At 62.6% G+C, this 23,227-nt stretch carries 22 protein-coding genes and 4 tRNA genes; 10 read left to right on the top strand and 16 right to left on the bottom strand.

Features of this window, described 5'->3' with window-relative positions; translation table 11 throughout:
• Positions 1 to 71 precede the first annotated feature (71 nt).
• The 12 genes from rplL to ACWHRL_RS00775 form a co-directional block, all read right to left on the bottom strand.
• Positions 72 to 443 carry a 50S ribosomal protein L7/L12 gene (gene rplL, locus ACWHRL_RS00830; RefSeq protein WP_447527412.1) on the bottom strand — a complete coding sequence of 124 codons (372 nt, stop codon included), beginning with the start codon at positions 441 to 443 and terminating at the stop codon, positions 72 to 74.
• 99 nt (positions 444 to 542) lie between these two features.
• On the bottom strand, positions 543 to 1,046 hold the full coding sequence (gene rplJ, locus ACWHRL_RS00825; protein WP_447527411.1) for a 50S ribosomal protein L10: 504 nt from the start codon (positions 1,044 to 1,046) through the stop codon (positions 543 to 545).
• Positions 1,047 to 1,368: 322 nt separating this feature from the next.
• A complete protein-coding gene (gene rplA, locus ACWHRL_RS00820) occupies positions 1,369 to 2,061 on the bottom strand; it encodes a 50S ribosomal protein L1 (RefSeq protein WP_447527410.1) in 693 nt (230 codons plus the stop codon).
• A 2-nt stretch (positions 2,062 to 2,063) separates the two neighbouring features.
• Positions 2,064 to 2,495 (bottom strand): 50S ribosomal protein L11, encoded by a 432-nt coding sequence (gene rplK / locus ACWHRL_RS00815; protein ID WP_447527409.1) that lies wholly within the window; start codon positions 2,493 to 2,495, stop codon positions 2,064 to 2,066.
• A 103-nt stretch (positions 2,496 to 2,598) separates the two neighbouring features.
• Positions 2,599 to 3,132, bottom strand: a complete 534-nt coding sequence (gene nusG, locus ACWHRL_RS00810; RefSeq protein ID WP_447527408.1) for a transcription termination/antitermination protein NusG — start codon at positions 3,130 to 3,132, stop codon at positions 2,599 to 2,601.
• An 8-nt stretch (positions 3,133 to 3,140) separates the two neighbouring features.
• Positions 3,141 to 3,524, bottom strand: a complete 384-nt coding sequence (gene secE / locus ACWHRL_RS00805; RefSeq protein WP_447527407.1) for a preprotein translocase subunit SecE — start codon at positions 3,522 to 3,524, stop codon at positions 3,141 to 3,143.
• Positions 3,525 to 3,597: 73 nt separating this feature from the next.
• Positions 3,598 to 3,673: transfer RNA gene (locus tag ACWHRL_RS00800), tRNA-Trp, on the bottom strand.
• A 148-nt stretch (positions 3,674 to 3,821) separates the two neighbouring features.
• Positions 3,822 to 3,896: transfer RNA gene (locus ACWHRL_RS00795), tRNA-Thr, on the bottom strand.
• A gap of 22 nt (positions 3,897 to 3,918) precedes the next feature.
• Positions 3,919 to 3,992: transfer RNA gene (locus ACWHRL_RS00790), tRNA-Gly, on the bottom strand.
• 94 nt (positions 3,993 to 4,086) lie between these two features.
• Positions 4,087 to 4,170, bottom strand: a tRNA-Tyr gene (locus tag ACWHRL_RS00785).
• Positions 4,171 to 4,302: 132 nt separating this feature from the next.
• Entirely contained in the window at positions 4,303 to 5,142 is an 840-nt protein-coding gene (locus tag ACWHRL_RS00780) for a type III pantothenate kinase (protein ID WP_447527406.1), read from the bottom strand.
• The gene (locus ACWHRL_RS00775; protein ID WP_447894868.1) at positions 5,139 to 6,122 is read right to left on the bottom strand and encodes a biotin--[acetyl-CoA-carboxylase] ligase; all 984 of its coding nucleotides are present in this window, start codon (positions 6,120 to 6,122) and stop codon (positions 5,139 to 5,141) included. The genes ACWHRL_RS00780 and ACWHRL_RS00775 overlap by 4 nt, the downstream gene beginning before the upstream one ends.
• A 163-nt stretch (positions 6,123 to 6,285) precedes the next feature.
• Here ACWHRL_RS00775 and typA point away from each other — a divergent pair, with 163 nt between their 5' ends.
• The 8 genes from typA to ACWHRL_RS00735 all read left to right on the top strand — a co-directional run bounded on the left by typA (position 6,286) and on the right by ACWHRL_RS00735 (position 15,113).
• Positions 6,286 to 8,112, top strand: a complete 1,827-nt coding sequence (gene typA / locus ACWHRL_RS00770) for a translational GTPase TypA (protein ID WP_447527404.1) — start codon at positions 6,286 to 6,288, stop codon at positions 8,110 to 8,112.
• Between the two features lie 309 nt (positions 8,113 to 8,421).
• Positions 8,422 to 9,192: an ABC transporter ATP-binding protein gene (locus ACWHRL_RS00765; RefSeq protein ID WP_447527403.1), complete on the top strand. Its 771-nt coding sequence runs from the start codon at positions 8,422 to 8,424 to the stop codon at positions 9,190 to 9,192.
• Positions 9,193 to 9,239: 47 nt separating this feature from the next.
• Entirely contained in the window at positions 9,240 to 9,977 is a 738-nt protein-coding gene (locus ACWHRL_RS00760) for an ABC transporter ATP-binding protein (RefSeq protein WP_447894867.1), read from the top strand.
• Positions 9,978 to 9,993: 16 nt separating this feature from the next.
• Entirely contained in the window at positions 9,994 to 10,998 is a 1,005-nt protein-coding gene (locus tag ACWHRL_RS00755; protein WP_447894866.1) for a branched-chain amino acid ABC transporter permease, read from the top strand.
• A complete protein-coding gene (locus ACWHRL_RS00750) occupies positions 10,998 to 12,308 on the top strand; it encodes a branched-chain amino acid ABC transporter permease (protein WP_447527400.1) in 1,311 nt (436 codons plus the stop codon). Before ACWHRL_RS00755 ends, ACWHRL_RS00750 begins: the two co-directional genes overlap by 1 nt.
• A gap of 161 nt (positions 12,309 to 12,469) precedes the next feature.
• On the top strand, positions 12,470 to 13,333 hold the full coding sequence (locus ACWHRL_RS00745; RefSeq protein ID WP_447894865.1) for a heme/hemin ABC transporter substrate-binding protein: 864 nt from the start codon (positions 12,470 to 12,472) through the stop codon (positions 13,331 to 13,333).
• A complete protein-coding gene (locus tag ACWHRL_RS00740) occupies positions 13,330 to 14,355 on the top strand; it encodes a FecCD family ABC transporter permease (RefSeq protein WP_447894863.1) in 1,026 nt (341 codons plus the stop codon). Before ACWHRL_RS00745 ends, ACWHRL_RS00740 begins: the two co-directional genes overlap by 4 nt.
• Entirely contained in the window at positions 14,355 to 15,113 is a 759-nt protein-coding gene (locus ACWHRL_RS00735; protein ID WP_447894862.1) for an ATP-binding cassette domain-containing protein, read from the top strand. The genes ACWHRL_RS00740 and ACWHRL_RS00735 overlap by 1 nt, the downstream gene beginning before the upstream one ends.
• Positions 15,114 to 15,158: 45 nt before the next feature.
• Here ACWHRL_RS00735 and ACWHRL_RS00730 read toward each other — a convergent pair whose 3' ends face one another.
• The 3 genes from ACWHRL_RS00730 to ACWHRL_RS00720 all read right to left on the bottom strand — a co-directional run bounded on the left by ACWHRL_RS00730 (position 15,159) and on the right by ACWHRL_RS00720 (position 18,288).
• Complete coding sequence (locus ACWHRL_RS00730; protein WP_447894861.1) at positions 15,159 to 16,367, bottom strand: ABC transporter substrate-binding protein; 1,209 nt, start codon at positions 16,365 to 16,367, stop codon at positions 15,159 to 15,161.
• Between the two features lie 123 nt (positions 16,368 to 16,490).
• Positions 16,491 to 18,044: a phospholipase D family protein gene (locus tag ACWHRL_RS00725; protein ID WP_447527395.1), complete on the bottom strand. Its 1,554-nt coding sequence runs from the start codon at positions 18,042 to 18,044 to the stop codon at positions 16,491 to 16,493.
• Complete coding sequence (locus tag ACWHRL_RS00720) at positions 18,037 to 18,288, bottom strand: hypothetical protein (protein WP_447527394.1); 252 nt, start codon at positions 18,286 to 18,288, stop codon at positions 18,037 to 18,039. Before ACWHRL_RS00720 ends, ACWHRL_RS00725 begins: the two co-directional genes overlap by 8 nt.
• Positions 18,289 to 18,354: 66 nt before the next feature.
• Here ACWHRL_RS00720 and ACWHRL_RS00715 point away from each other — a divergent pair, with 66 nt between their 5' ends.
• Together ACWHRL_RS00715 and rapA are read left to right on the top strand one after the other, a co-directional pair.
• On the top strand, positions 18,355 to 19,158 hold the full coding sequence (locus ACWHRL_RS00715) for a prolipoprotein diacylglyceryl transferase family protein (protein ID WP_447894860.1): 804 nt from the start codon (positions 18,355 to 18,357) through the stop codon (positions 19,156 to 19,158).
• Positions 19,159 to 19,264: 106 nt separating this feature from the next.
• Positions 19,265 to 22,204 carry an RNA polymerase-associated protein RapA gene (gene rapA / locus ACWHRL_RS00710; protein ID WP_447894859.1) on the top strand — a complete coding sequence of 980 codons (2,940 nt, stop codon included), beginning with the start codon at positions 19,265 to 19,267 and terminating at the stop codon, positions 22,202 to 22,204.
• On the opposite strand, the gene ACWHRL_RS00705 is transcribed toward rapA, so the two are convergent.
• Positions 22,201 to 23,115 carry a TIGR01777 family oxidoreductase gene (locus ACWHRL_RS00705; protein ID WP_447894858.1) on the bottom strand — a complete coding sequence of 305 codons (915 nt, stop codon included), beginning with the start codon at positions 23,113 to 23,115 and terminating at the stop codon, positions 22,201 to 22,203. The genes rapA and ACWHRL_RS00705 overlap by 4 nt on opposite strands.
• Positions 23,116 to 23,227 lie beyond the last annotated feature (112 nt).

The following is a 23,227-nucleotide window of genomic DNA, read 5'->3' as shown; positions in this document are numbered from 1 at the left end:
GGCCGGCAGCGGGAGTTGCCCGCCGCCAGCCGTGGAAGCTTACGCTAAGCGTAAAGCCGCCGGCACAAGAATTACTTGAGCTCGACGGATGCGCCCGCTTCTTCCAGCTTGGTCTTCGCTGCTTCTGCATCGTCCTTGGACATGCCTTCTTTCAGCGTGGCCGGCGCGCCGTCAACGGCACCCTTGGCTTCTTTCAGGCCAAGACCGGTGATTTCACGAACGGCTTTGATGACGTTAACTTTCTTGTCACCAGCAGAGGTCAGAACCAGGTCGAATTCAGTCTGCTCTTCTTCAGCAGCTGCTTCGCCGCCGCCCGGGCCCGCGACAACGGCTGCCGCTGCGGATACGCCGAACTTCTCTTCCATTGCTTCGATCAGCTCAGCGACTTCCATTACGGACATGTCGGCTACAGCATTGATGATATCGTCTTTGGACAGTGCCATTGTTTCATTCCTAACTTTGCGGGAGTCTGTAGACTCAGGTTTCATTGCTCGGTTCAGGCAGTCAGGCCACAAGGCCTGAGATGCCGGCAGAGAAGTGCCTTAAGCGGCTTCTTCCTGCTTCTGGTCGCGCAGCGCGGCCAGAGTACGAACCAGCTTGCCAGCAGAGGCTTCTTTCATGACCGACATCAACTTGGCAATCGCCTCGTCGTAGGTCGGGAGGGTTGCCAGACGGTCAATGTCGGCAGCCGGGATCAGCTCACCTTCGTAGGCCAGCGCCTTGACTTCGAAGTTCTGCTCGGTCTTGGAAAACTCCTTGAACAAACGAGCGGCAGCGCCCGGATGATCGGTGGAGAAAGCCAACAGAGTCGGACCAACAAAGCTCTCGTTCAGGCACTCCCACTGAGTGCCCTCGAGGGCGCGGCGTGCCAGCGTGTTGCGCACAACACGAATCTGGACGCCATTCTCGCGCGCTTGCTTGCGCAGGTCGGTCATTTTGCCAACCGTTACGCCGCGAGAATCGGCAACTACGACGGAGAGTGCGTCCTTGGCCGCTTCACTCACCTCGGCAACAATCGCTTTCTTGCCTTCAAGTGCTAGTGGCACAGTGATCACTCCTTCGTGCCGGACCTCAAAGGTCCGGTGGTTACCATCTCTTTTAGGGCAAGGTGCACCCTAAAAGCCTTGGGGATGGTGCTCACCAGAAAAGCGTCGCTCAAAAAAGCATCAACCAACTGGCGGCCACACCATCTGCGCAGGCGCTCTTAAGCGATTAAGCCAGCCCGGAAAACCGAGGGTGGCACCTGCGGTCTTTGACGGTGCTCTGCCTGGCGTACCGGGCAGAGGACCGCAAAGTTCTTGCTTAACTCTTTCTTTACCATTCTTGCTTCATCGGGCACTTGGCCCGCCACCCACCGAACCGCTTCGTTTATACGTAGCTGGAATGGTCGATGGTGACACCCGGGCCCATGGTGGTGGACAGGGTCATTTTCTTCAAGTAAACACCTTTGGAGGTGCTCGGCTTGAGGCGCTTAAGGTCGGCGACCAGCGCTTCCAGGTTGCCCTGTACCGCGGAGGCGTCAAAATCGATTTTACCCAGCGTGGTGTGGATAATACCGTTTTTGTCGGTACGGAAACGTACCTGGCCGGCCTTGGCATTTTTAACGGCCGTGGCGACGTCCGGGGTCACGGTGCCGACTTTCGGGTTCGGCATCAGGCCACGCGGGCCAAGAATTTGACCGAGCTGACCGACAACGCGCATAGCGTCCGGCGAGGCGATGACGACGTCAAAGTCCATCACGCCTTTTTTGACCTGCTCGGCGAGCTCATCCATACCCACGATGTCGGCGCCGGCTTCTTTAGCGGCGTCGGCGTTGGCGCCCTGGGTGAAGACGGCTACGCGCACGTCTTTACCGGTACCGTTAGGCATAACGGTGGCACCACGAACGACCTGGTCGGATTTACGCGGATCAACACCCAGGTTGATCGCAACGTCGACGGACTCTTTGAACTTCACGGTAGAAAGCTCGGAGAGAAGCGCAACCGCTTCTTCCAGGGAGTACGCTTTTTTGGCGTCTACTTTTTCACGAATGATCTTCGCGCGCTTGGACAGTTTAGCCATGATCAGAGACCCTCCACGTTTAGGCCCATGCTACGAGCGCTACCAGCGATCGTGCGTACCGCGGCGTCAAGATCGGACGCGGTCATGTCCGGCTCTTTGGTTTTGGCGATCTCTTCAAGCTGCTCGCGCGTCACGGTGCCGACTTTTTGCTTGTTCGGCTCGCCGGAACCGGACTTGATGCCCGCTGCTTTTTTCAGCAGAACGGCGGCCGGCGGCGTTTTAGTGACGAACGTGAAACTACGGTCAGAGTAGACCGTAATCACGACCGGCGTCGGCAGACCAGGCTCGATGTCCTGGGTTTCTGCGTTGAACGCCTTACAGAATTCCATGATGTTCACGCCGTGCTGACCCAGCGCAGGGCCCACGGGGGGACTCGGATTGGCTTTACCTGCAGCGACCTGCAGTTTGATATAAGCCTGTACTTTCTTGGCCATGCTTATTACTCCAGTTGGGTGATAACGCCTTGCGGCTCCCCGGGGTTAGCAGGGCGCACCCTGCACGAAACGATTTAACGCTTTTGGCTTACTCTTTCTTTACTTACTCTTTCTCGACCTGGGAGAACTCGAGCTCCACAGGCGTGGCACGCCCGAAGATCAGCACGCTGACCTGCAGGCGGCTTTTTTCGTAGTTCACCTCTTCAACGACACCGTTGAAGTCGGCAAACGGGCCATCGGTGACGCGCACCGACTGACCGGGTTCGAACATTGTCTTGGGGCGCGGCTTATCGGTGCCGTCTTTGACGCGGTGCAAAATAGCGTCGGCTTCACGCGTGGTGATCGGCGCAGGCTTCTCTTTGGTTCCACCGATAAAGCCCATCACGCGGGGCGTTTCGTTCACCAGGTGCCAGGTTTCGTCGACCATTTCCATTTCGACCAGCACGTAGCCCGGGTAGAACTTGCGCTCGCTCTTACGGCGCTTGCCGTCGCGCATCTCGACCACTTCTTCCGTCGGCACCAGAATTTCGCCAAAGCGGTCTTCCATGCCGTACATTTTCACCCGCTCAAGGAGCGAGCGCATCACGTGCTTTTCAAAGCCGGAATAGGCGTGGACGACGTACCAACGTTTGGACATGCAAACTCCTAACCAATGACGCCGGACATTGCCCAGCCAAGAAGAGTGTCAATCAACCAGAGCATCAGACCGACGACCAGTACGGCCACCAGCACGATGGCGGTGGTCTGAATGGTTTCGGGCCGAGTTGGCCATACAACGCGCTGAATCTCTTTCTTAGCGCTTACCGCAAGCTCTACCAATGCGCGCCCCTTGGTGGTGGTCAACGCAATCAAGCCGGCCGCGGCGCACAAAAGCACCACGCCCAGCACACGATAGAGCAACGCGATATCAGCAAAATAGACATTACCGACGACTGCAACGACAAGCAGCGCCACGACCGCCGCCCACTTGAGCCCGTCATGACGCGACTGTTGCACCTCTGCGCCATGTTTTACGGAACTAGGCTTCATAAAAACGAGACTCCTCAGGGTGCAGCGAGCGATCTGGAATTCTGGATAAAAGACGTACCAACCTGGGGAAGGTTGGCAGGCCAGGAGGGACTCGAACCCCCAACCTGCGGTTTTGGAGACCGCTGCTCTGCCAATTGAGCCACTGGCCTGTATCAGGGTGTGCGTCGGCACACCTACGCTACAGCGGGCGCCATAATAGCCAAGAAACCACTATCTGACAACCCTTACACTTCGCCTACCGCATAAGCCGCGGCGACAAAGACAAAAAAAGCGAGCAATGCCCGCTTTTTCATAATATGGAGCTCATGGACGGAATTGAACCGTCGACCTCACCCTTACCAAGGGTGTGCTCTACCCCTGAGCTACATGAGCACAATCACAGCAAACGCTAAACTGGAGCGGGTGGCGGGAATCGAACCCGCACCATCAGCTTGGAAGGCTGAGGTTCTACCATTGAACTACACCCGCTTGACTATCAAAGAATCAAAAACCGGCAAGCTCAACCGTATACATGCCTTGCGGCTTTTAACCCCAGACAACGCAAAAGCCGTTGCCGTAAAACTGGTGGAGAGGGAAGGATTCGAACCTTCGAAGCTTTCGCGGCAGATTTACAGTCTGCTCCCTTTGGCCACTCGGGAACCTCTCCATCTTTGGCGGCACATTATGCCAGCCTCCAAAACAGTGTCAAGCCAGATATTTACTTAATGTATCATGGCTTTTCAGGATAACCTGTCGCGCTTTCACGCTGACCTGCTGCCTTGGAACGCGCTGCATTCTGTCAAAGCAGCATGGAAAATGCAAGCGCCGCGCGAATTTTTTCAAGCGCAACGGGCTCGGGCACCCTCGGCGCACCGGCCATTTTACCGGCGCGCTCAGCGAAGGTCAGCGGAAAGCTCGCCTCCAGCCCGCCGTACACCATGTCTGGCCACACTGCGTGAGGGACCCGCACCCCGCGCGATACCACCCGAGCATCGCCGCCGGTGAGCAGCATCGGAAGCGCCACGCCCTGCTGGTCGCACACCTCGCTATAAATACGATTGATCGCACTGACCGCTGCCATGTAGATACCGTGATTCACCGCATCCACCGTGCGCCGGCCAGGCTCCAGCAGCGCATCGGCTTCGCTGTCCGGGTCGATGGCCACGTTGCGCGTGCCCAGTTTCAGGCTCTCTTTCATCAGGCGAAGACCCGGCACGATGAAGCCCCCTAAATGCACGCCGCCGGGCAGCACGAAGTCGATGGTGATGGCGCTGCCGCAATCCACCACGCAGCAGCCCCCGGCCAGCTGGTAGCCGGCCAGTGCGCCCATCCAACGATCTACCCCGAGCCTGCTCGGCTCCTCATAGCCATTGACCACGCCCAGCGACTCCGGCAACGACCGGGCGACATGGACCTGGCGCACCTGGCGGCGCAGCAGTTTGACGGTATCGCCCAGCACCGCCGCCCGCGCCACGCTCGAAATACGTACCGCCTCGACGACGTCGAGATCCGGTATGTCCGCCCCGGGGCGCCACTCCTCGCGGGTCCATACCGCCCCGCGGGAGCGTATTTCGCTGCTGGCCGCATCTTTTAGGCGCCACTTGGAGAGCGTATTGCCAATATCCAGATCTAAAATCATAAGCGCCTGCGTACGCTGATCTCACCGCCGGACAAACGCCGCGGCTGGCCGTCTTCGGTGACCCAAAGGTTGCCGCTCTCGTCTACATCCCCGGCCACCGCTTCGCTTTCGCCCGCGCCCTGGAGCACGCGAACGCTCAAGCCCGCGTAGGCGTGGCGCGCGTTCCAGGCATCGCGCCACACCCCAAAGCCACTCTCTTCGAACTCGGCCAGCATGGCCAAAAGCCCGGCGATCACCTCGGCGGCCAACTGGTTGCGCGAAAGGCCCGGCTTTTCGTCGAAAAGCGCTGCCACCGGCTGGCCGATGCTCTCGCGAAGGCTTTCGGGCAGCGACAAATTCATGCCCATGCCGATCACGGCCTCGCAGGGGCCAGCGGCGTCGCCGGTCACCTCGATCAAAATACCCGCCAGTTTGCCCAGCTCGCGGCCCTGCTCGGCCAACAGGATATCGTTGGGCCACTTGAGTTTAGGCGCCACGCCATGGCGCTCGAGCACCTGGCAGACGACCACCCCCACCGCCAGGCTCAGCCCTTCGAGCGAGGCCACCCCGGCTTCGAAGCGCCAGCCCAGCGACATCATCAAACTCTGCCCCCAGGGCGTGGACCACACGCGACCGCGGCGACCGCGCCCGGCGGTTTGCAGCTCGACCAGGCACACCTCGCCGTGGCCGGCGCCCTGATCGAAGCGCGCGCGCAAGTACTCGTTACTCGAGGGGAGCTGGTCTTCGACGAACAGCCGCGCCAGCAAGTGGCGCGCCTCGGCGGGTAGCTTTGCCACCACTTGCTGGCCTTCCAGCGGCTCCAGCGGGTGGGCCAATCGGTACCCGCGCCCTTTCACGGCGACGAGTTCCACCCCCATGGCCTCCAGCTTTTTAAGCTGTTTCCACACCGCGGCGCGGGAAACGCCCAGCGCCTCGCCGAGCGCTTCACCGGAATGGACCTCGCCATCGCTTAACAAACGCATCAGGTTACCGATGGTCATGTCCTTGCCCCAGTTGGGAAAACGCCTATCTTACCGGAAGCGCCATAGCGGCGAAAACTGCCGCCTTTGGGTTATTGACTTGACCCTTTATTTAAGACAGCGCTGGTAGTAAGGCCTACCCAGACCCTATAATGCCGCCCTATTTTTCCAGCAGGATCGCGTCGTGATCGAGAATCTTCGTAACATTGCCATTATCGCCCACGTTGACCACGGTAAGACTACCCTGGTCGATAAACTCCTGAGCCAGTCTGGCACCCTCGACCGCAAGGCCGAAGGCCAGGAGCGCATCATGGACTCCAACGACCAGGAGAAGGAGCGCGGCATCACCATCCTGGCCAAGAACACCGCTATTCGGTGGCAGGATGGTGAGGGCAAGGACTACCACATCAACATCGTGGACACCCCCGGACACGCCGATTTCGGTGGCGAGGTCGAGCGCGTAATGTCGATGGTCGACTCGGTACTGCTGTTGGTCGACGCCGTCGACGGCCCGATGCCGCAAACCCGCTTCGTGACCCAGAAAGCCTTCGCCCAGGGTCTGAAGCCGATCGTCGTGGTCAACAAGATCGACCGCCCCGGCGCGCGTCCTGATTGGGTCATCGACCAGATTTTCGATCTGTTCGACAACCTGGGCGCTTCCGACGAGCAGCTCGACTTCCCGATCATCTACTGCTCCGCGCTCAACGGCATTGCGGGCATGGAGCCGGACGCCCTCGAAGAGAACATGGACCCCATGTTCAAATCGATCGTCAACATCGTCGAGCCGCCCAAGGTCGAACTCGACGGCCCCTTCCAGATGCAGATCTCGGCGCTGGACTACAACAGCTACGTTGGCGTTATCGGCCTTGGCCGCATCAAGCGCGGCAGCGTGAAGCCTGGCCAGCAGATCAGCGTCATCACCAAGGAAGGCAATACCCGTAAGGGTAAGATTGGCCAGGTAATGACCCACCTGGGCCTGGATCGCGTTCAGACCGACGAAGCCACCGCCGGCGACATCGTCTGCATCACCGGCATCGAAGACCTGGCGATCTCCGATACGCTTTGTGACTCGAGCGCCGTCGAGGCACTGCCGGCGCTGACCGTCGACGAGCCGACCGTCTCCATGACCTTCCAGGTCAACGACTCGCCCTTCGCCGGTAAAGACGGCAAGTACGTCACCAGCCGTAACATCCGCGATCGCCTCGACCAGGAGCTGATTCACAACGTGGCGCTGCGGGTCGAGCAGGGCGAAACGCCGGAGAAGTTCAAGGTGTCTGGGCGCGGCGAGCTGCACTTGTCGGTGCTGATCGAGTCCATGCGTCGTGAAGGTTTCGAGCTGGCCGTGGGCCGCCCGGAAGTCATCATCAAGGAGATCGACGGCGAGAAGCAGGAGCCCTACGAAGAAGTCATCATCGACTGCGAAGAGCAGCACCAGGGCGCGATCATGGAAGAGCTCGGCTACCGCAAGGGCGAGCTTTCCAACATGAACCCGGATGGCAAGGGCCGTGTACGCCTGGACTTCATCATTCCGGCGCGCGGCTTGATCGGCTTCCGTGGTCAGTTTTTGACGCTGACCTCGGGCACCGGCATTCTGACCAGCCGTTTCGATCACTACGGCCCGCTCAAGCCGGATGCCTCGATCGAGCGCCGCAACGGCGTGCTGGTCTCCATGGTCGGCGGTAAGGCGCTCTCCTACGCGCTTTACACCCTGCAGGAGCGCGGCAAGCTGATCATCGACCACGCCACCGAAGTGTACGAAGGCATGCTGATCGGCATCAACAACCGGGCCAACGACATGGTCGTCAACCCGACCAAGGGCAAGAAGCTCGATAACATGCGCTCCACCGGTAACGACGAGAACATCGTGCTGACGCCGCCGATCAAGTTCACCCTGGAGCAGGCGATCGAATTCCTCGACTCCGACGAGCTGGTGGAAGTGACGCCGTCGCACATCCGTCTGCGCAAGAAGCACCTGACCGAGAACGAGCGTAAGCGCGCCGGCAAGAAATAAGCCCGCCGCCCGCCATCGAAAGCCCGCCACTGCGCGGGCTTTTTTGTGCGCGCAGATTCGCGCACTAGCATGTCTGCCGGGCGGCTTCGCTTGACCGGGTTAACGCAGCCTAAACGCAAAGGGGCTGGAAAGCGGGGCGAATCTATCGCAGAGTAGACCTCGAAGCGCGCCACGAGAACGCGTGCACACTACAATTCATACAGCCGTTTGGTTCGCGATGCGACGCGGCGCCCGGACAGGGACCCTCCTTCACATGAGCCGTTGTCAAAGTGTATCGGGGGCGCTTGCCTTGCCAGGCATGAGGACACCATGACCCCCATTATCGAAGTACAAAACGTCAATAAAGCCTTCGGTGGGCTCCACGTCATCAACGATTGCTCGATTCACGTCGAGAAAGGCTCGATTACCGGCATGATCGGCCCCAATGGGGCAGGTAAATCGACGCTTTTCAACCTGATCGCGGGCTCGCTGATCCCGGATAGCGGCCGCATTCTGCTCGAAGGCGAGGAGATCACCCGGCTTTCCGCCGACGCGCGCTTTCATAAGGGGCTTTTGCGTACCTTTCAGATCGCTCACGAATTCAGCCAGATGAGCGCGCTGGAAAACCTGATGATGGTGCCGCCGAATCAGGCCGGAGAAAGCCTTTTCAACACCTGGTTCAAGCCTTCGCTCGTGCGCGAGCAAGAGGCCGAGGTCCGCCGCCGGGCGCTGGAGGTGATCGATTTCGTTGGCCTGCACCACGTGCGCAACGAACTGGCGGGCAATCTTTCCGGCGGGCAGAAAAAGCTTTTGGAGCTGGGTCGCACCATGATGACCGATGCCAAAGTGGTGCTGCTGGACGAGATCGCCGCCGGCGTCAACCGCACGCTGCTGGGCGAGCTGATGGGCAACATCGAGCGATTGAACCGGGAAATGGGCTACACCTTTTTGGTCATCGAGCACGACATGGACATGATCGCAAGACTCTGCGACCCGGTCATCGTGCTCGCCCAGGGCAGCGTCATGGTGGAAGGCTCCATCGAAGAAATTCAGAACAATCCCGAGGTGATCGAGGCCTATTTCGGCACCGACGCCGCGTAAAAACACGCCTCGTACAACAACCACTACTACGTCGAGACACGTTGACCATGTCGATTGATGCGTCACCCAACGCTGCGCCGACGCCGCTACTGCGCGCCCGCGACGTGCACGGCGGCTACGGCAGCATGAACATTCTGAACGGGGTCGAAATGACCCTTCACGCCGATGAAATCGGCGTGATCGTCGGCCCCAACGGGGCGGGCAAGTCCACCATGCTCAAAGCGGTATTCGGCCTTTTGAACGTCAACCAGGGCGACATTTTGCTCAACGGCGAGCCGATCCAGAACCTGCCCCCGAACCAGCTGGTCAAGCGCGGCATGGGCTTCGTCCCCCAGGAGAACAACGTCTTCCCGAGCCTCTCGGTGAAAGAGAATCTGGAGATGGGCGCGTACTTGAAACCGCACAACGTCAAACGCATGCTCGAACAGGTGTATGAGTTCTTCCCGCCGCTCAAGGACAAGCGCCGCCAGCCCGCCGGCGAGCTCTCCGGCGGGCAACGCCAGATGGTCGCCATGGGCCGCGCTTTGATGGCCGAACCCACGCTCTTGTTGCTCGACGAGCCCACCGCCGGGCTCTCGCCGCTTTACATGAACGAGATCTTCGACCGGGTGAAAAAGATCAACGCCGCCGGCGTGGGTATTCTCATGGTCGAGCAGAACGCCAGGCAAGCGTTGGCGATTGCCGACAAGGGTTTCGTGCTGGCCGCCGGCCAGAACCGTTTTACCGATACGGGTGCGGCGCTGCTCGCTGACCCGGATGTCGCCAAAAGCTTTTTGGGCGGCTAGCCCGGGGGAGAACGCTGTGAACGAACTGGTCTTTTTTATCAACAACGTGGTGATCGCCGGCAGCGTCACCGGCTCGATCTACGCCATCGGTGCGATCGGCGTGACGCTGATTTTCAGCATCATGCGCTTTGCCCACTTCGCCCACGCGGACATGATGACCTTCGGCGCTTTCATGGTACTGCTGCTGACCACCGCCTTTCCGGCCCTCGGGCCGAGCATCGGCGTGCCCACGGCGCTGATCATGCTGCCGCTGGCAATGATACTGACCGCCCTGCTCGCCGTGGGTATCGACAAGGCCTTCTACAAGCCGCTGCGCGCTCATGGCGTCAAGCCCATCGTCATGGTGATCGGCTCACTCGGCGTCACGCTGATGCTGCAGGGCCTGATTCGCCTGTTTGCCGGCACCAGCGGCCAGAGCCTTTACGTCGACGACCGCAAGGAAATCTTTCGCCTCGCCCTGCCCTTCGAGGGCGCCCGCGCGCCGATCGTGGTCACCGAGCCACAGCTCTATCTGTTCGTGATCACGATCGTGGCGGTGGTCGCGCTGGCGGTGTTTTTGAACCGCTCGCGCCTGGGCAAGGCGATGCGCGCCATGTCGGACAACCCGGAGCTCGCCCAGGCCTCGGGCATCAATACCAACACCATCGTGGCGGTCACTTGGGTGATTGCCGGGGGCCTGGCGGCGATTGCCGGTACGCTTTTATCGCTGGACGTCACCTTCAAGCCGGACTTGAGCTTCTTTTTGCTGCTGCCGATTTTCGCCGCGGCGATCGTCGGCGGGGTGGGCCACCCCTACGGGGCGATCGCCGGCGGCTTCGTGGTCGGCTTTGCCGAAACCCTGGCGGTGTTCAACTGGAACGTGCTGCTGCGCCCATTCCGGGACAGTTTGCCGGACTGGCTGGAGCTTCCCTCGAACCTGGCGTTCGTGGGCACCGAGTACAAGATCGTGGTGCCGTTTTTCATTCTGCTGGCCATTCTGGTATGGCGCCCGACGGGGCTGTTCAAGGGTAAGGTGATCTGATGAACGAACGAAACGCATCCTACACGCCCAAAGACGCCACCGTGACGCGCCGCTTCCCGGTGCGCGAGCTGGTGCTCTTCGCCGGGCTGCTCGTTGCCGTGCTGGGCGTTTACGCCATGATGGGCGCCGCCTACAGCACGCGCATGCTGGTCGAGGCGGCCTGCTACGCCATTCTGGCGCTGGGCCTGACCATCCAGTGGGGCTACGCCGGGCAGTTCAACGCCGGCGTCATGGGCTTCGTGGCCCTCGGCGGCTTCTGTGCGATGCTCTTCAGCGTGCCGGTCAACGACGCCTTCTGGGGCACGGAACTCCCCATCGAGCTCGGCCGCGTACTGCTTTACGCCCTGGCCGCCATTTTGGTGGTCGTTGGGGCGAGCAAGCTCGACCGCCTGGGCGTCCCCAAACGGCTGCGCACGATCATTGCGGTGGTGTTAGCGGTGGTGCTTTATATGGTGGTGATCAGCCTGTTGCGCGAGGTGACCGGTGAGATTCAAAACCGCGCGGGCTTCGTCGGCGGCTTTGGTCTCCCGCCCTGGGTCGGCTGGATCGTTGGCGGCTTACTTGCCGGCGGCGTAGGCTACTTCATCGGCCATATCTGCCTGGGGCTTCGAAGCGACTACCTGGCGATCGCCACCCTCGGCATCGCCGAGATCATCAAGGCGTTTTTGAAAAACTCCGACTGGCTGACCCGCGGCACCGCCACGGTGTCGCCGCTGCCCTGGCCCACCCCGGGCCCGGCAGAGCTCGGCTTTACATTATCGCGGGCGATCTATCTGTCGCTGACCGCGGTGATCATCGCGGCGATCTTCTTTTTGCTGCACCGCGCCTACCACGCCCCCTGGGGGCGAATGATCCGCGCGATTCGCGACAACGAAGTCTCCTCGGCGGCGATGGGCAAGGATATCAACAAGCGCCGGCTGGAGATTTTCGTACTGGGTTGCATCCTGATGGGCCTGGGCGGCGGCGTGCTGGGCACCTTCAACAGCCTCTTCGACCCCCAGGGGTATCTGCCGCTCAACCACACCTTTTTGGTGCTGGTGATGGTGATCCTCGGCGGGCCGGGCAACAACCTGGGCACGATCTTCGGCGCCGTGGCGGTGTACATCATCTGGATCATGTCCGAGCCATTGGCGCTTTTCATCATGCAGCTGGTGGTAAGCCTAGGCGAAGGCGCGGGTTGGGAGCTACCCAGCAATATGGATAGCCGCGCGCTGCAGGCCAGGGTGCTGGTGATCGGCATGCTGATCACCCTGGTGCTGCGCTTTGCCCCCAAGGGGCTGTTGCCGGAGAGCATCAAGACCCACGGCTAGCGCCTGCCCCGTTCATGGGCGCTCGCAAGTCTGGCTGACGCTTTCAAGCGATGATGCTACGCTCGCGCTTGAGGCCCCATGGCGGGTCGATAGACCGCGTGTCCGATAACGACAAAGGATTTGCGCGGCCGATCCATTCAACGTGGCAGGACGGGAGTGGCATGAAAATAGTGGCAACATGGGTTCTGGGCCTGGCGACGGCGTTGGTCGGTTTTTCCGCTGCCGCCGATGAGCGCTGGGTCGTGCTGGGGGGCGACGTTGCCGAAACCCTGGCGCAGGTAGCGCCCGCGCTTGAGGTGGTGGCCCGGGACGACACCGTCGTCTACCCGGCGTCGATGGCAGCCCTTCCCTCGGTGGGTTATCTGCGCAGACTCTCCGCCGAGAGCCTGCTTTCGGTCAAACCGACCCACGTGATCGCCAACGAGCATGCCGGGCCCCAACAGACGCTCGAGCAACTCACTCAGGCCGGGGTCGAGATCATGCTGATCGACGCCCCGGACACCCTGGCCTCGATCAAAAACAAGGTGCGCGACATAGCCCGCCACACAGGCCAGGTGGAGGCCGGACAAGCGCTTGCCGACCAAATCGATGAAGAGCTTAACCGGCTGGCCGAGCAACCCACCCTGCCCGCTACCCGGGCGATGTTCATTTTGCACCACAGCGGCATGACGCCCCGGGCGGCAGGCAACGCCACCGCCGCGCATACCGCCCTTGAAGCCATTGGCGCCGACAACGCGTTTGCCGCCATGCAGGGCTATCAAAGTGTCGGGGCCGAGGCGCTGGTGCGTGAAGCGCCGGATATCGTCGTCATGTCCGCCCGCGGCCTCGAAGCGCTGGGCGGCGAAGCCGCGCTTTGGCAGCTTCCCGGCATGGCGCTGACCCCGGCAGGCCAGGCCGAGCGGCTGGTGGTGATCGACGACCAGGCGCTGCTCGGTTTTGGCCCGCGCGCGCCGGCACACCTGCTGGCGCTTCATCAGGCCGTTGCCGAGGCCATGAACCGCGAGGCCGCGCAAGCAGCGCCATGACCCACCCTGTGCGCTTGTTTCACCGCCCGCTGCTCGAGCGCCGCGGGCGGGTGCTTTGGGGCCTTGGCCTGGCGCTTTTAGTCGCGCTTGGCTGGGCGGGGGCCTCCGGGGCGCTGGGTATTTCGCCCTGGCGGCTTTTAACCGGCCAGGCGGACGCCTTCGATACCCACGTATGGTGGCAGCTTCGCTTGCCGCGCCTTTTGTTAGGCGTAGCGGTCGGGGCCATGCTCGCCGGCAGCGGCGCCGCCATGCAGGGGCTTTTTCGCAACCCTTTGGCCGACCCGACGCTTTTGGGGCTTGCCAGCGGCGCGGGGCTTTTCGTGGCGCTTTGGATCGTGCTGTTCCAGGGCAGCGCCAGCGCCAGCCTGTATGGCCAGTTTCTAGCCGGTTTCCTCGGGGCGCTCTGCGTCTGCCTGCTGGTCTTCGCGATCGCCAAACGCCAGGGCGGGGGCAGCGCCGCGGTCATGACGCTGCTGCTGGCGGGGCTTGCGATCAACACCCTGGCCGGCGCCGGCGGCGGCATTCTGGCGTTCATCGCAAGCGACGAGCAGCTTCGCCAGCTGAGCCTTTGGGGCATGGGGACGCTAACCAATGCGCTTTGGCGCACCACCGCGCTGGCCCTGGTCGTGGTGAGTCTTGCCCTTTTCATGCTACTGCGAAGCGCGGCGGCGCTCGATCTTCTTCAGCTCGGCGAAACCACCGCTCACGCCGCCGGCCTCGACGCGGCACGCTTGAAACGCCACATTATCGTGGCTACCTCGCTCGGCGTCGGGCTCTGCGTGGCGCTAACCGGGGTGATCGGCTTTTTGGGGCTATTGGTGCCCCACTGCCTGCGTTTGGGGCTCGGCCCCAACCACCGCCTGCTGCTGCCCGCCTCGATGCTGGGCGGCGCGCTGCTGCTGGTCGTGGCCGATACGCTGGCGCGAACGCTGGCCCCGCCGGCGGAGATCCCCGTTGGGCTTTTAACGAGCCTGCTGGGCGGGCCCTACTTTCTCTTTCTGCTGCTGCGCCGAGGCCACTGATGCTCACGCTCCATCAGGCCGGGTTGACCACGACCCCGGCCCTTGCGCCGCTCACCGATACCCTCGTTCCCGGTGAACTGGTGGCCGTGGTCGGCCCGAACGGCGCAGGCAAGAGTACGCTTTTAAAGCTTTTGTCCGGGTTTCGCCTTTGCGAGCAAGGGTCGGTCACGCTGGACGGTATCGCGCTCGAGCGCTGGTCGATCACCCGGTTGGCCCGCCGACGCGCCATGGTGGCACAACAAGAGCTCCCGGCATTCGACTGGCCCGTGGCGGAGCTCGTTGCCCTGGGCAGCGCCCCCTCTTCGGCACTTTTAGCCACGCTGCTGGAGGATATGGATCTATCAACACTCGCCAGGCGTAGCGTGCTGTCGCTTTCCGGCGGCGAGCGCCAGCGGGTAATGATCGCCCGGGGCGCGTGCCAACTGCTATCAAAGCTCCCCACCGACGCCTCAACCGGGGCGGTTTTACTGCTGGACGAACCCACCAGCGCGCTGGATATCGGCCATCAACAGCGGCTGATGCGCAGGCTACGCAGCTGGGCGGCGGACTATCATTTGGCGGTGGTGTGCGTGCTGCACGATCTGAAGCTGGCCACGATCTTTGCCGATCGGGTATGGCTCATGCACGAAGGAGAGCGGATCGCCTCGGGAAGCCCGCAGGACGTGCTCGACCCCGAAACGGTCGCGAGGGTGTACGAAGCGGATTTAAACGTCGAGCGCCGCCCGGGGGCGGCGCCTTCCTGGACCCTGGCGCGCTAGTGAAAAAGCACGCCAGGCAGGTTTTGGGATACGTGGTTCAGCGGCTTATAAATCGAGCTGGCCTTTAGTGACGAAGCGGCCGTCTTCGACGGCCATTTCGACCACCACGCCGGGTACGTCGCCATTGTCATCGAACTCGTGGGAGCCGGAGGCGCCTTCGTAGTTGATCTCGGTACCGGCGGCGATCAGCTCGACCGCCTTCTCCCACTCGCCGGGCAGAATGACCTCGCCGGGTTCGCTTGCCACGCTGCGCAGTGCATCCGCCAGGCCTTCGCGCTCGGCGCTGCCGTTTTGCTCGATGGCCAGCGCCAGCAGGAAGGCGGCGTCATACGCTTGGGCTGCGAACACGGCGCTGGGGTCGAAACCGGCATCAACAGCGGCACTATTGAAAAGCTCGGTACCGGGCAGGTCCGGGCTACCCGGGCGGGTGGCGATCATGCCGTCGAGCACGTCGGCGCCAATCGCCTCGACCAGGCTATCACCCACCATGCCGTCGGCGCCCACGTATTGGGTGAACATGCCGCTCTCATAAGCCTGGCGCAGTACGGTCTGGCCGGAGGTGTCGGCGTAGGCGAGTACCACCAGGGTGTCGGCGCCGCCGACGGAGAGCGAACCCAGCTCCGAGCGGTAGTCGGCGCGGTTGTCTTCGTGGGCCAGGCTTTCGGCGATTTCGCCGCCGCCGTCTTCGAAGGCCGTAGTGAAGGCATCCGCCAGCCCCTGGCCGTAGTCGTTGTTCACGAAGGTGACGGCCACGTAATCGAGGCCCTTGTCCAAAAGCAGCTTGGCGAGCATTTCGCCCTGGAAAGCGTCCGAGGGTACGGTGCGAAACACCAGGCCATTGTCGTCAAGCTCGGTGACCGCCGGGGCGGTCGAGGCGGGAGAGACCATCACCACCCCCCCGGGAATGGCGGCGTTGTTGGCTGCGGCGATGGTGGCGCCTGTACACAGCGCGCCGACGATAGCGGTGACGTTTTCGGAGTTCACCATACGGTCGGCGGCGTTGGAGGCCGCCGAGGCGTCAGAACAGGTGGTATCGCCGGACGGCATGGAAAGGGTTTCACCGCCTAGAATGCCGCCCTGCTCGTTGACCTGGGCCACGGCCAGCTGCGCGCCTTCGAAGATGGGCGGTGTCAGACTTTCGATGCCGCCGGTAAAGCCCCCCAGAAAGCCGATTTTGACCTCGGCCTGGGCCGTGGCGGTCAGGGCCAGAGAAGACGCCGCAATAGCGGCCACGAGTGTGCGTTTATTGATCATATTATTCGTCGCTCCCGGTGTGTGAGACGCCCCGGCTTACGCCAGTGCTTCTTTAATCTGAAACCGAAGCCGGGAAAACACAAGTGGCTTTATCCAACGCTCCTTAAAGCAGCCGGGGCCGACTTACAGCAAAGGGGCCAGGTTGAAGGTCTGGCTAAACCAGGCGTTCAGGTGGCGCCAGTGGCTGCCAGGCTCTTCGTCCACGCGGCGCATCTCGCTTTCGTGCTCGTACTCCCAGCCCGGCGCGCCCTGGTCGTCGAGGGTGACGCGGTAGCTAATGGCGGGCTCGCGGCCCACCTCGATCAGCTCCTCGAAGGCCGTCAAAAGCCCCTCGCTCTGCGCCAAAACGCCCACTTCGGTATTCCAAAGCACCGAACGCGGGTCGACGTTGAACGAGCCGATAAACACCTGGTCGTCAAAACGCAGCGCCTTGATATGCAGCGCCGAGGCCGAGGCGCCGGGCACGCGCATGTCCTCGACCTCCTCGTCGGCGCTCGTCTCTTGCTCCGGGCGCAGCTCGTATAGGCGAATGCCGCTTTCCAGCAGTGCCGGACGCCAGGGCGTATAGGCGCCGTGGACCACCGCCGCATCGGTGGACTCCAGGGAATTGGTGATAATATCGACCTCCACGCCCTCGCCGGCCAGCGCCACGAGCCGCTCGACGCTCGCCTCGGTGGGGACGAAGTAGGCCGAGACCAGCACCAGCCGCTCGCGGGTTTGGGTGTGCTGTAAAAGCTCGCCCAAAAGCGTCTGGCGCCAGGGCGGCGCGCCGTCGTGTTCGACTTTGGCCGGTGCATCCCACATTGCCCGCCCCTCGCCCCAGTAGAGGGTCTGCCAGGGCGGCGATTCGCTTGGCAGGGCGCGCAGGTCGGCGATGTAGTCGGCATCGGCGTTTTCATCGAGCCAAGCCCTGAGCTCTTGGGCCAGCGCCTGCCAGGCGCCCTCCTTTGCCGAGTGGTAGCGCGCGATCGGCTGGGCGAGTGCGTAATTCCAGTAATCGTCGAAACTTTGCGAGAGTGCCGGTACGACCTGGCCGATGGTGACCAGGTCCAGATCGGCGAAGTTGAGCGCATCGTTGGCATCGAAATACTCGTCGCCCAGGTTGCGCCCACCCGCGATCGCCACGCTGTTATCGGCAATCCAGAGCTTGTTGTGCATGCGCCGGTGCTGTTGGGTCGGGTTGGTGAACGAGGCCAACACCCGGGTGGCCAGGTGGCCGCGGCCAAACGCCACCGGGTTGAACACGCGCACCTCGATATTGGGGTGGCTTGAAAGCGCCGACAGCCGGTCGCCCTGGCCAATCGCCCCCATATCATCGAGGATCAAACGCACGCGGACACCGCGCTCGGCGGCGGCCAGCAGCTCATCCATCACCAGCCGCGTCGTCTGGCCATCGCCGAACAGATAGGTCTGTATATCGAGCGAGCGCTCGGCCTGGTGGATCAGTTCCACGCGCACTTCAAACGCCTCCTGGCCGTTGGCAAGCAGCGAAAAACCGTCCGGCTCGCCCTGGCCCGCCAAGGCCTCGGCGGCTTGCTCGCCAAGCCAGGTCCCACGCGCCTGGTCCAGCGGCAGGGCGGTGCGCGTCTCCCGCGGTACGTCGCTATCGACACAGCCGGCAAGCGCGACCAGGGCCACGAAAAAAAGCGCGGCGAGCCCCCGCCGAGGGCTATTCATCGTCGAATCCGGCCTCACTCAGCCGCGCCCGGCGCGCATCCGCCTGTTTACGCTGGCGATTGCCTCGGTAGAGCCTGGCCAGCGCAATCGACAAAGCCGCGGCCAGCATGACGCCCAGCACCACGCCCTGCCAGGGGCGGGCGGCGTTTCCCATCACGGTTTCCAGGCCAATGATCAGGGTAAGGCCCAGCGCCTGGGACCCAATCGCCAGCGCGCGAAGCACATCAACGCGGGACTGGTACATAGACATCTCCGTAAAAACCAACGTGCATGATATGGTGGACCAGTGTAACTGCTTAACGAGAAAACGATGAACGCGATTGCCCTTGGACCGCTACTAATTTCGCTGCCGCGGCTTTACGCGCTGGGCTGTGCGCTGGCCCTGCTGCTGGCCAGCCGCTTTTTGCTGTCGCTGCCGGCCCGCGATAAAAGCCGCTGGTTCAACGGCCTGGTGCTTGCCTGGCTGGTGGGCGCGCGCCTGAGCTACGTGGCGCTCAACTTTTCGAGCTTCGCCGGCGAGCCGCTGGAAGCCCTCAAGGTCTGGCAGCCAGGCTATCATCCGCTGGGCGGCTTCATGGCCGGGCTTTTGTGGTGCGGCTGGTATCTGCGCGACAATCTCAAGGCGATGGCCAAGACCATGATTTTGTTCGCCCTGGCCTCGGCCATCTGGCTGGTGGTGATAATGGTATCCGCCCCGCAAGGTAGCTTCGCCGTCGCTGAACTGCCCGAGGTGACCCTCGAGGATATCGACGGCAACCCGCGCTACCTGCCCGACCTTATTGATAGCGGCGACCGGGTCATCGTCAACCTCTGGGCGACCTGGTGCCCGCCGTGCCTGCGTGAAATGCCGCTTTTGCAAGAGGCCGACGCGCGCGAGGGCATCAGCGTAGTGATCGTCAACCAGGGCGAAGATTTACTGCCCGTGGTGCGCTATTTGGACGAGCAGTCGCTCACCTTTGACAACGCCCTGCGCGACCCGAGCCAGACGCTGATGGCGCGCTTTGAAGCTCCAGGACTTCCGACCACCTTACTGTTCGACTCGAACGGGCGCACCGAGGATATCCACGTCGGCGAACTGACCCGCGCCCAGCTCGAGCAGTGGCTGGATAATTAAACGACGCACCGCTTAATCCTTCCCGGCCTTTGCGTTAGAATCCCTCGCCCTGTCGCCGCCTGCCCGCCAGGCGGCACGCCCCGTTTTATGAACTTCTTGAGGCACCATGAGCGATTTTACACCCGGCCAGCGCTTTATTAGCGACGGAGAAGCCGAGCTTGGGCTAGGCACCGTACTAAACTGCGACGCCCGCAGCGTTACCATTTTGTTCAGTGCCAGTCAGGAAACCCGCACCTACAACACCCGTCAGGCCCCCTTGACCCGCGTGGTGTTCGGCAGCGGCGACAGCGTAACCTCCGCCGACGGCTGGCAGATCACGGTGGATGAAAGCACCCTCCACCAGGGCCTGATCACCTACCACGGCCTGGACAAGAACGGTACGCCCCAGTCGCTTCCCGAGACCAAGCTTGCCGACACCATGCAGTTCAATCAGGCCCGGGATCGGCTGCTGACCGGCCAGGTGGACCGCAACGACTGGTTCGATCTGCGCTTTCGCACGCTGCACCACTACCAGCGTATCGAGCAGCACGAGGCCCTGGGCTTTAGCGGCCCGCGCATCGACTTGATCCCTCACCAGCTGTTTATTGCCGATGAAGTGGCGCGGCGTCACGCCCCGCGCGTCATGCTCGCCGACGAAGTGGGCCTGGGGAAAACCATCGAGGCCGGGCTGATTCTGCACCGCCTGTTGATGAACGGCCGGGTGGCGCGCGCGCTGATCCTGGTGCCCGACAGCCTCACCCACCAGTGGCTGGTCGAACTGCTGCGCCGCTTCTCGTTAAACGTTTCGCTGCTCGACGAGAGCCAAAGCCTGGCCCACGGCGACGAAAACCCCTTCGATAGCGCTCAGTTGATTCTGGCAAGCCAGGGGTGGCTGTTCGCCAACCGCGAGCGCCAGGCCCAGGCACTGGCGAGCCAGTTCGACCTGCTCATCGTCGACGAGGCCCACCACCTGGAGTGGCACGCCGACGGTGAAAGCGGCCCGGGCTACCAGTGCGTCGAGCAGCTCGCCGGTCAAATCGCCGGACTGTTGCTGCTGACCGCCACGCCGGAGCAGATGGGGCTGGAAAGCCACTTCGCCCGCCTGCGCCTTTTGGACCCGGAGCGCTACCAGGAGATCGAGCGCTTCAAGGAGGAAGAGGGCCACTACGCTGAGGTGGCAGGCGCCATCGAAGCCCTCGACGACCTGCCCGAAAGCCGCGAACAGGTGGCACGCGTGGCAAGCGACTCGGACAGCCAGGCGCTGCTGGCAACCCTTTGTGAAGCGGGTGCAAGCGATGAAGCGAAGGCGAACGCCAAAGCGCAGCTGACCAATGCCCTGCTCGACCGCCACGGCACCGGCCGGGTGATGTTTCGCAACAGCCGCCGCCACGTGGGGGGCTTCCCCGAGCGCCGCCTGCACCAGAGCGCGCTGGAGCTGCCCTCGGCGTATCGGCGTACGCTGCGCCGCATCGAGCGCGACGAAGACTACTTCGACGAGCTACTGATCGAAACCGGCATGGATCATCCGGACGTGGTGATCTACCCCGACGCCACGTACCGCGCGCTCTCCGAGGACCCGCTGAACAGCGAACCCTGGTGGCAGATCGACCCGCGGGTGAACTGGCTGCTGGAAAAGCTCGCCGATACCGGTGAAGAAGGCCTGGCCGGCGACAAGGTGCTGGTGATCGCCCACCACCGGGAAACCGCAGAAGGCCTTTCCGAGGCGCTTCGCGTGCTGGGCGGCTACCAGGCGCCGGTGTTCCACGAAGACCTGTCACTGATCGAGCGCGACCGCGCTGCGGCGGCGTTTGCCGACGAAGAGGAAGGCTGCCAGGTGCTGGTGTGCTCGGAGATCGGCTCGGAAGGGCGCAATTTCCAGTTCTGCCGTCATCTCGTCATGTTCGACATGCCCCAGCATCCGGACCAGCTGGAGCAGCGTATCGGCCGCCTCGACCGGATCGGCCAGCAGCACGCCATCGAGCTGCACGTGCCGACCTTTAGCGCCTCGCCGGGTGAGCGGCTGGTACGTTGGTACCACGAGGGTATGAGCGCCTTTAGCGCCCCCCACGGGGTGGGCAGCGAGCTCTTCGACGCCTTTGGCGACGCCCTGGCGGATGCGCTACTCGACGACGAGGCGCTGACGGAGATCATCGACGAGACCCGCACGCTGTTTAACGAGAAACTGGCCGAGCGCGAAGCCGGGCGCAACCGGTTGCTGGAGCTCAACGCCTGCCGCCCCGCCCGGGCCGAGCAAGTCATCGAGGCGGTGCGCGAGCTGGATGACGACACCGCCCTGCCCCGCTACGTCGAGCGGGCGCTGGACGTGTTCGGCGTCGACAGCCAGGAAATCGGCAAGGGCCTGCTCTACTTGAAGCCCGGCTCGCACATGATCGACGGCCTGCCGGGACTGGTGAAGGGCGAAGAGGGCTTTTCGGCCACCTACCGGCGGGACCTGGCGCTGGCCCGGGACGACGTGCATCGCCTCTCTTGGGAGCACCCGCTGGTGCGCGAGATGATGGGCCGGGTGCTGGATGGCACCATGGGCAACACGGCGCTGGCGCTTCTGCGCCACCCGGCGATTCCCAGCGGCCGGCTGATGGCGGAGCTGGTGTTCTGCACCCATTGCCCGGCGCCCAGGTCGCTGCACCTGAACCGCTTTTTACCCCCCACGGCCGTGCGCGTTTTGATGGACGAGTCCGGCGCCAACCTGACCGCCAGCATCTCGTTTACCGGCCTTTCCAAAAACGTTCAGAAAGTGAACAAATCGATGGCGCGGGATTTGATCAAAAGCCGTCACGACGAACTGCGCGTGCTGGTCACTCGAGGGGAAAGCGAAGCCGAGAAGTCGCTGCCAGCGCTTTTGGAGACAGCGCGGGAGCGCATGCGCGAACAGATCGACGGCGAGCTGAACCGCTTAAGCGCGCTGGCCAGCAATAACCCGGCGGTGCGCGATGAGGAACTCGAGGCTATCAAGGGCGAGCGTCAGGCGCTGGAAGAGGCGATCGACGCCACCCGCCTGCGCTTGGACGCCGTGCGGGTGGTGATCACCGTCGACCCTAACGCCTAACGCGTTTTGGCAAGGATATCGTCCAGAGCTTTATCGAGGGTCGGGTAGCCGAAATTGAACCCGGCCTCGTGCAGACGTTCGGGGCGCATATCCGCGCCGGTCAACAGTAGCCGCGACATCTCACCAAGCCCCGCTTTCAAAACGAAAGCGGGTACCGGGAACATCGCCGGACGATGGAGGTGGCGCGCCAGAGTTTTGGTAAAGGTTTCGTTGGTCACCGGGTGCGGCGCGCCACCATTGAACGGCCCTTCGAGGCCGGGCTTGTTGATCAGGTAGATGATCGCCTCGACCAGATCCTCGCGGTGCACCCAAGGCATGAACTGCTGGCCGTCGCCAAAGCGCCCGCCCAAGCCCATTTTAAAGGGGGGCAACATCTTGGCCAGGGTACCGCCGCCGGCTTCCAGCACCAGCCCGATGCGTACGATGGCCAAGCGCACGCCGAGCGCCTTGACCGGTTCGGCGGCGGCTTCCCACTGTACACAAAGCCGGTGGGCAAACTCTTCGTGGGGCGGGGTTTGCTCGTCCACCTTCTTCTGGCCCTGGTCGCCGTAATAGCCCATGGCCGAGCCGCTGACCATGACCCCGGGCAGTGGCTTGCCCGCCTTCTCCAGTGCCTTGCAGAACTCGACCAGCGCCGTAGTCGTTTCGACCCGGGAGCTAATCAGGCGCTTTTTCTGGGTATCGCTCCAGCGCTTACCGGCGATGGATTCGCCGGCCAGGTTCACGATCGCTTCCGGCGGCGTATCGATGAACGCCATGGCGCTTTCGCCGGTCGTGCATTCCCGTGGCAGTACGCGAGCCGCCTTGGAGGGTGAGCGCGATACCACATCGACCTGATGACCGCCGCCGATCAGCTTTTCACAAAGCCGCTTGCCGACAAAGCCGGTACCGCCGGTAACAAGAATCCGCATCGAGAACCTCCTCTACGTTGAAAACGTGGCGTGGCACCGCGCTATAATTACACAAATGCTATACGATAGTGCTACGATAAGTATATTAACTTTAACGTATTCTCGCGAGGAT

The organism is Vreelandella sp. GE22 (assembly GCF_968212445.1).
This window is presented reverse-complemented; position numbering and strand designations above follow the sequence as displayed.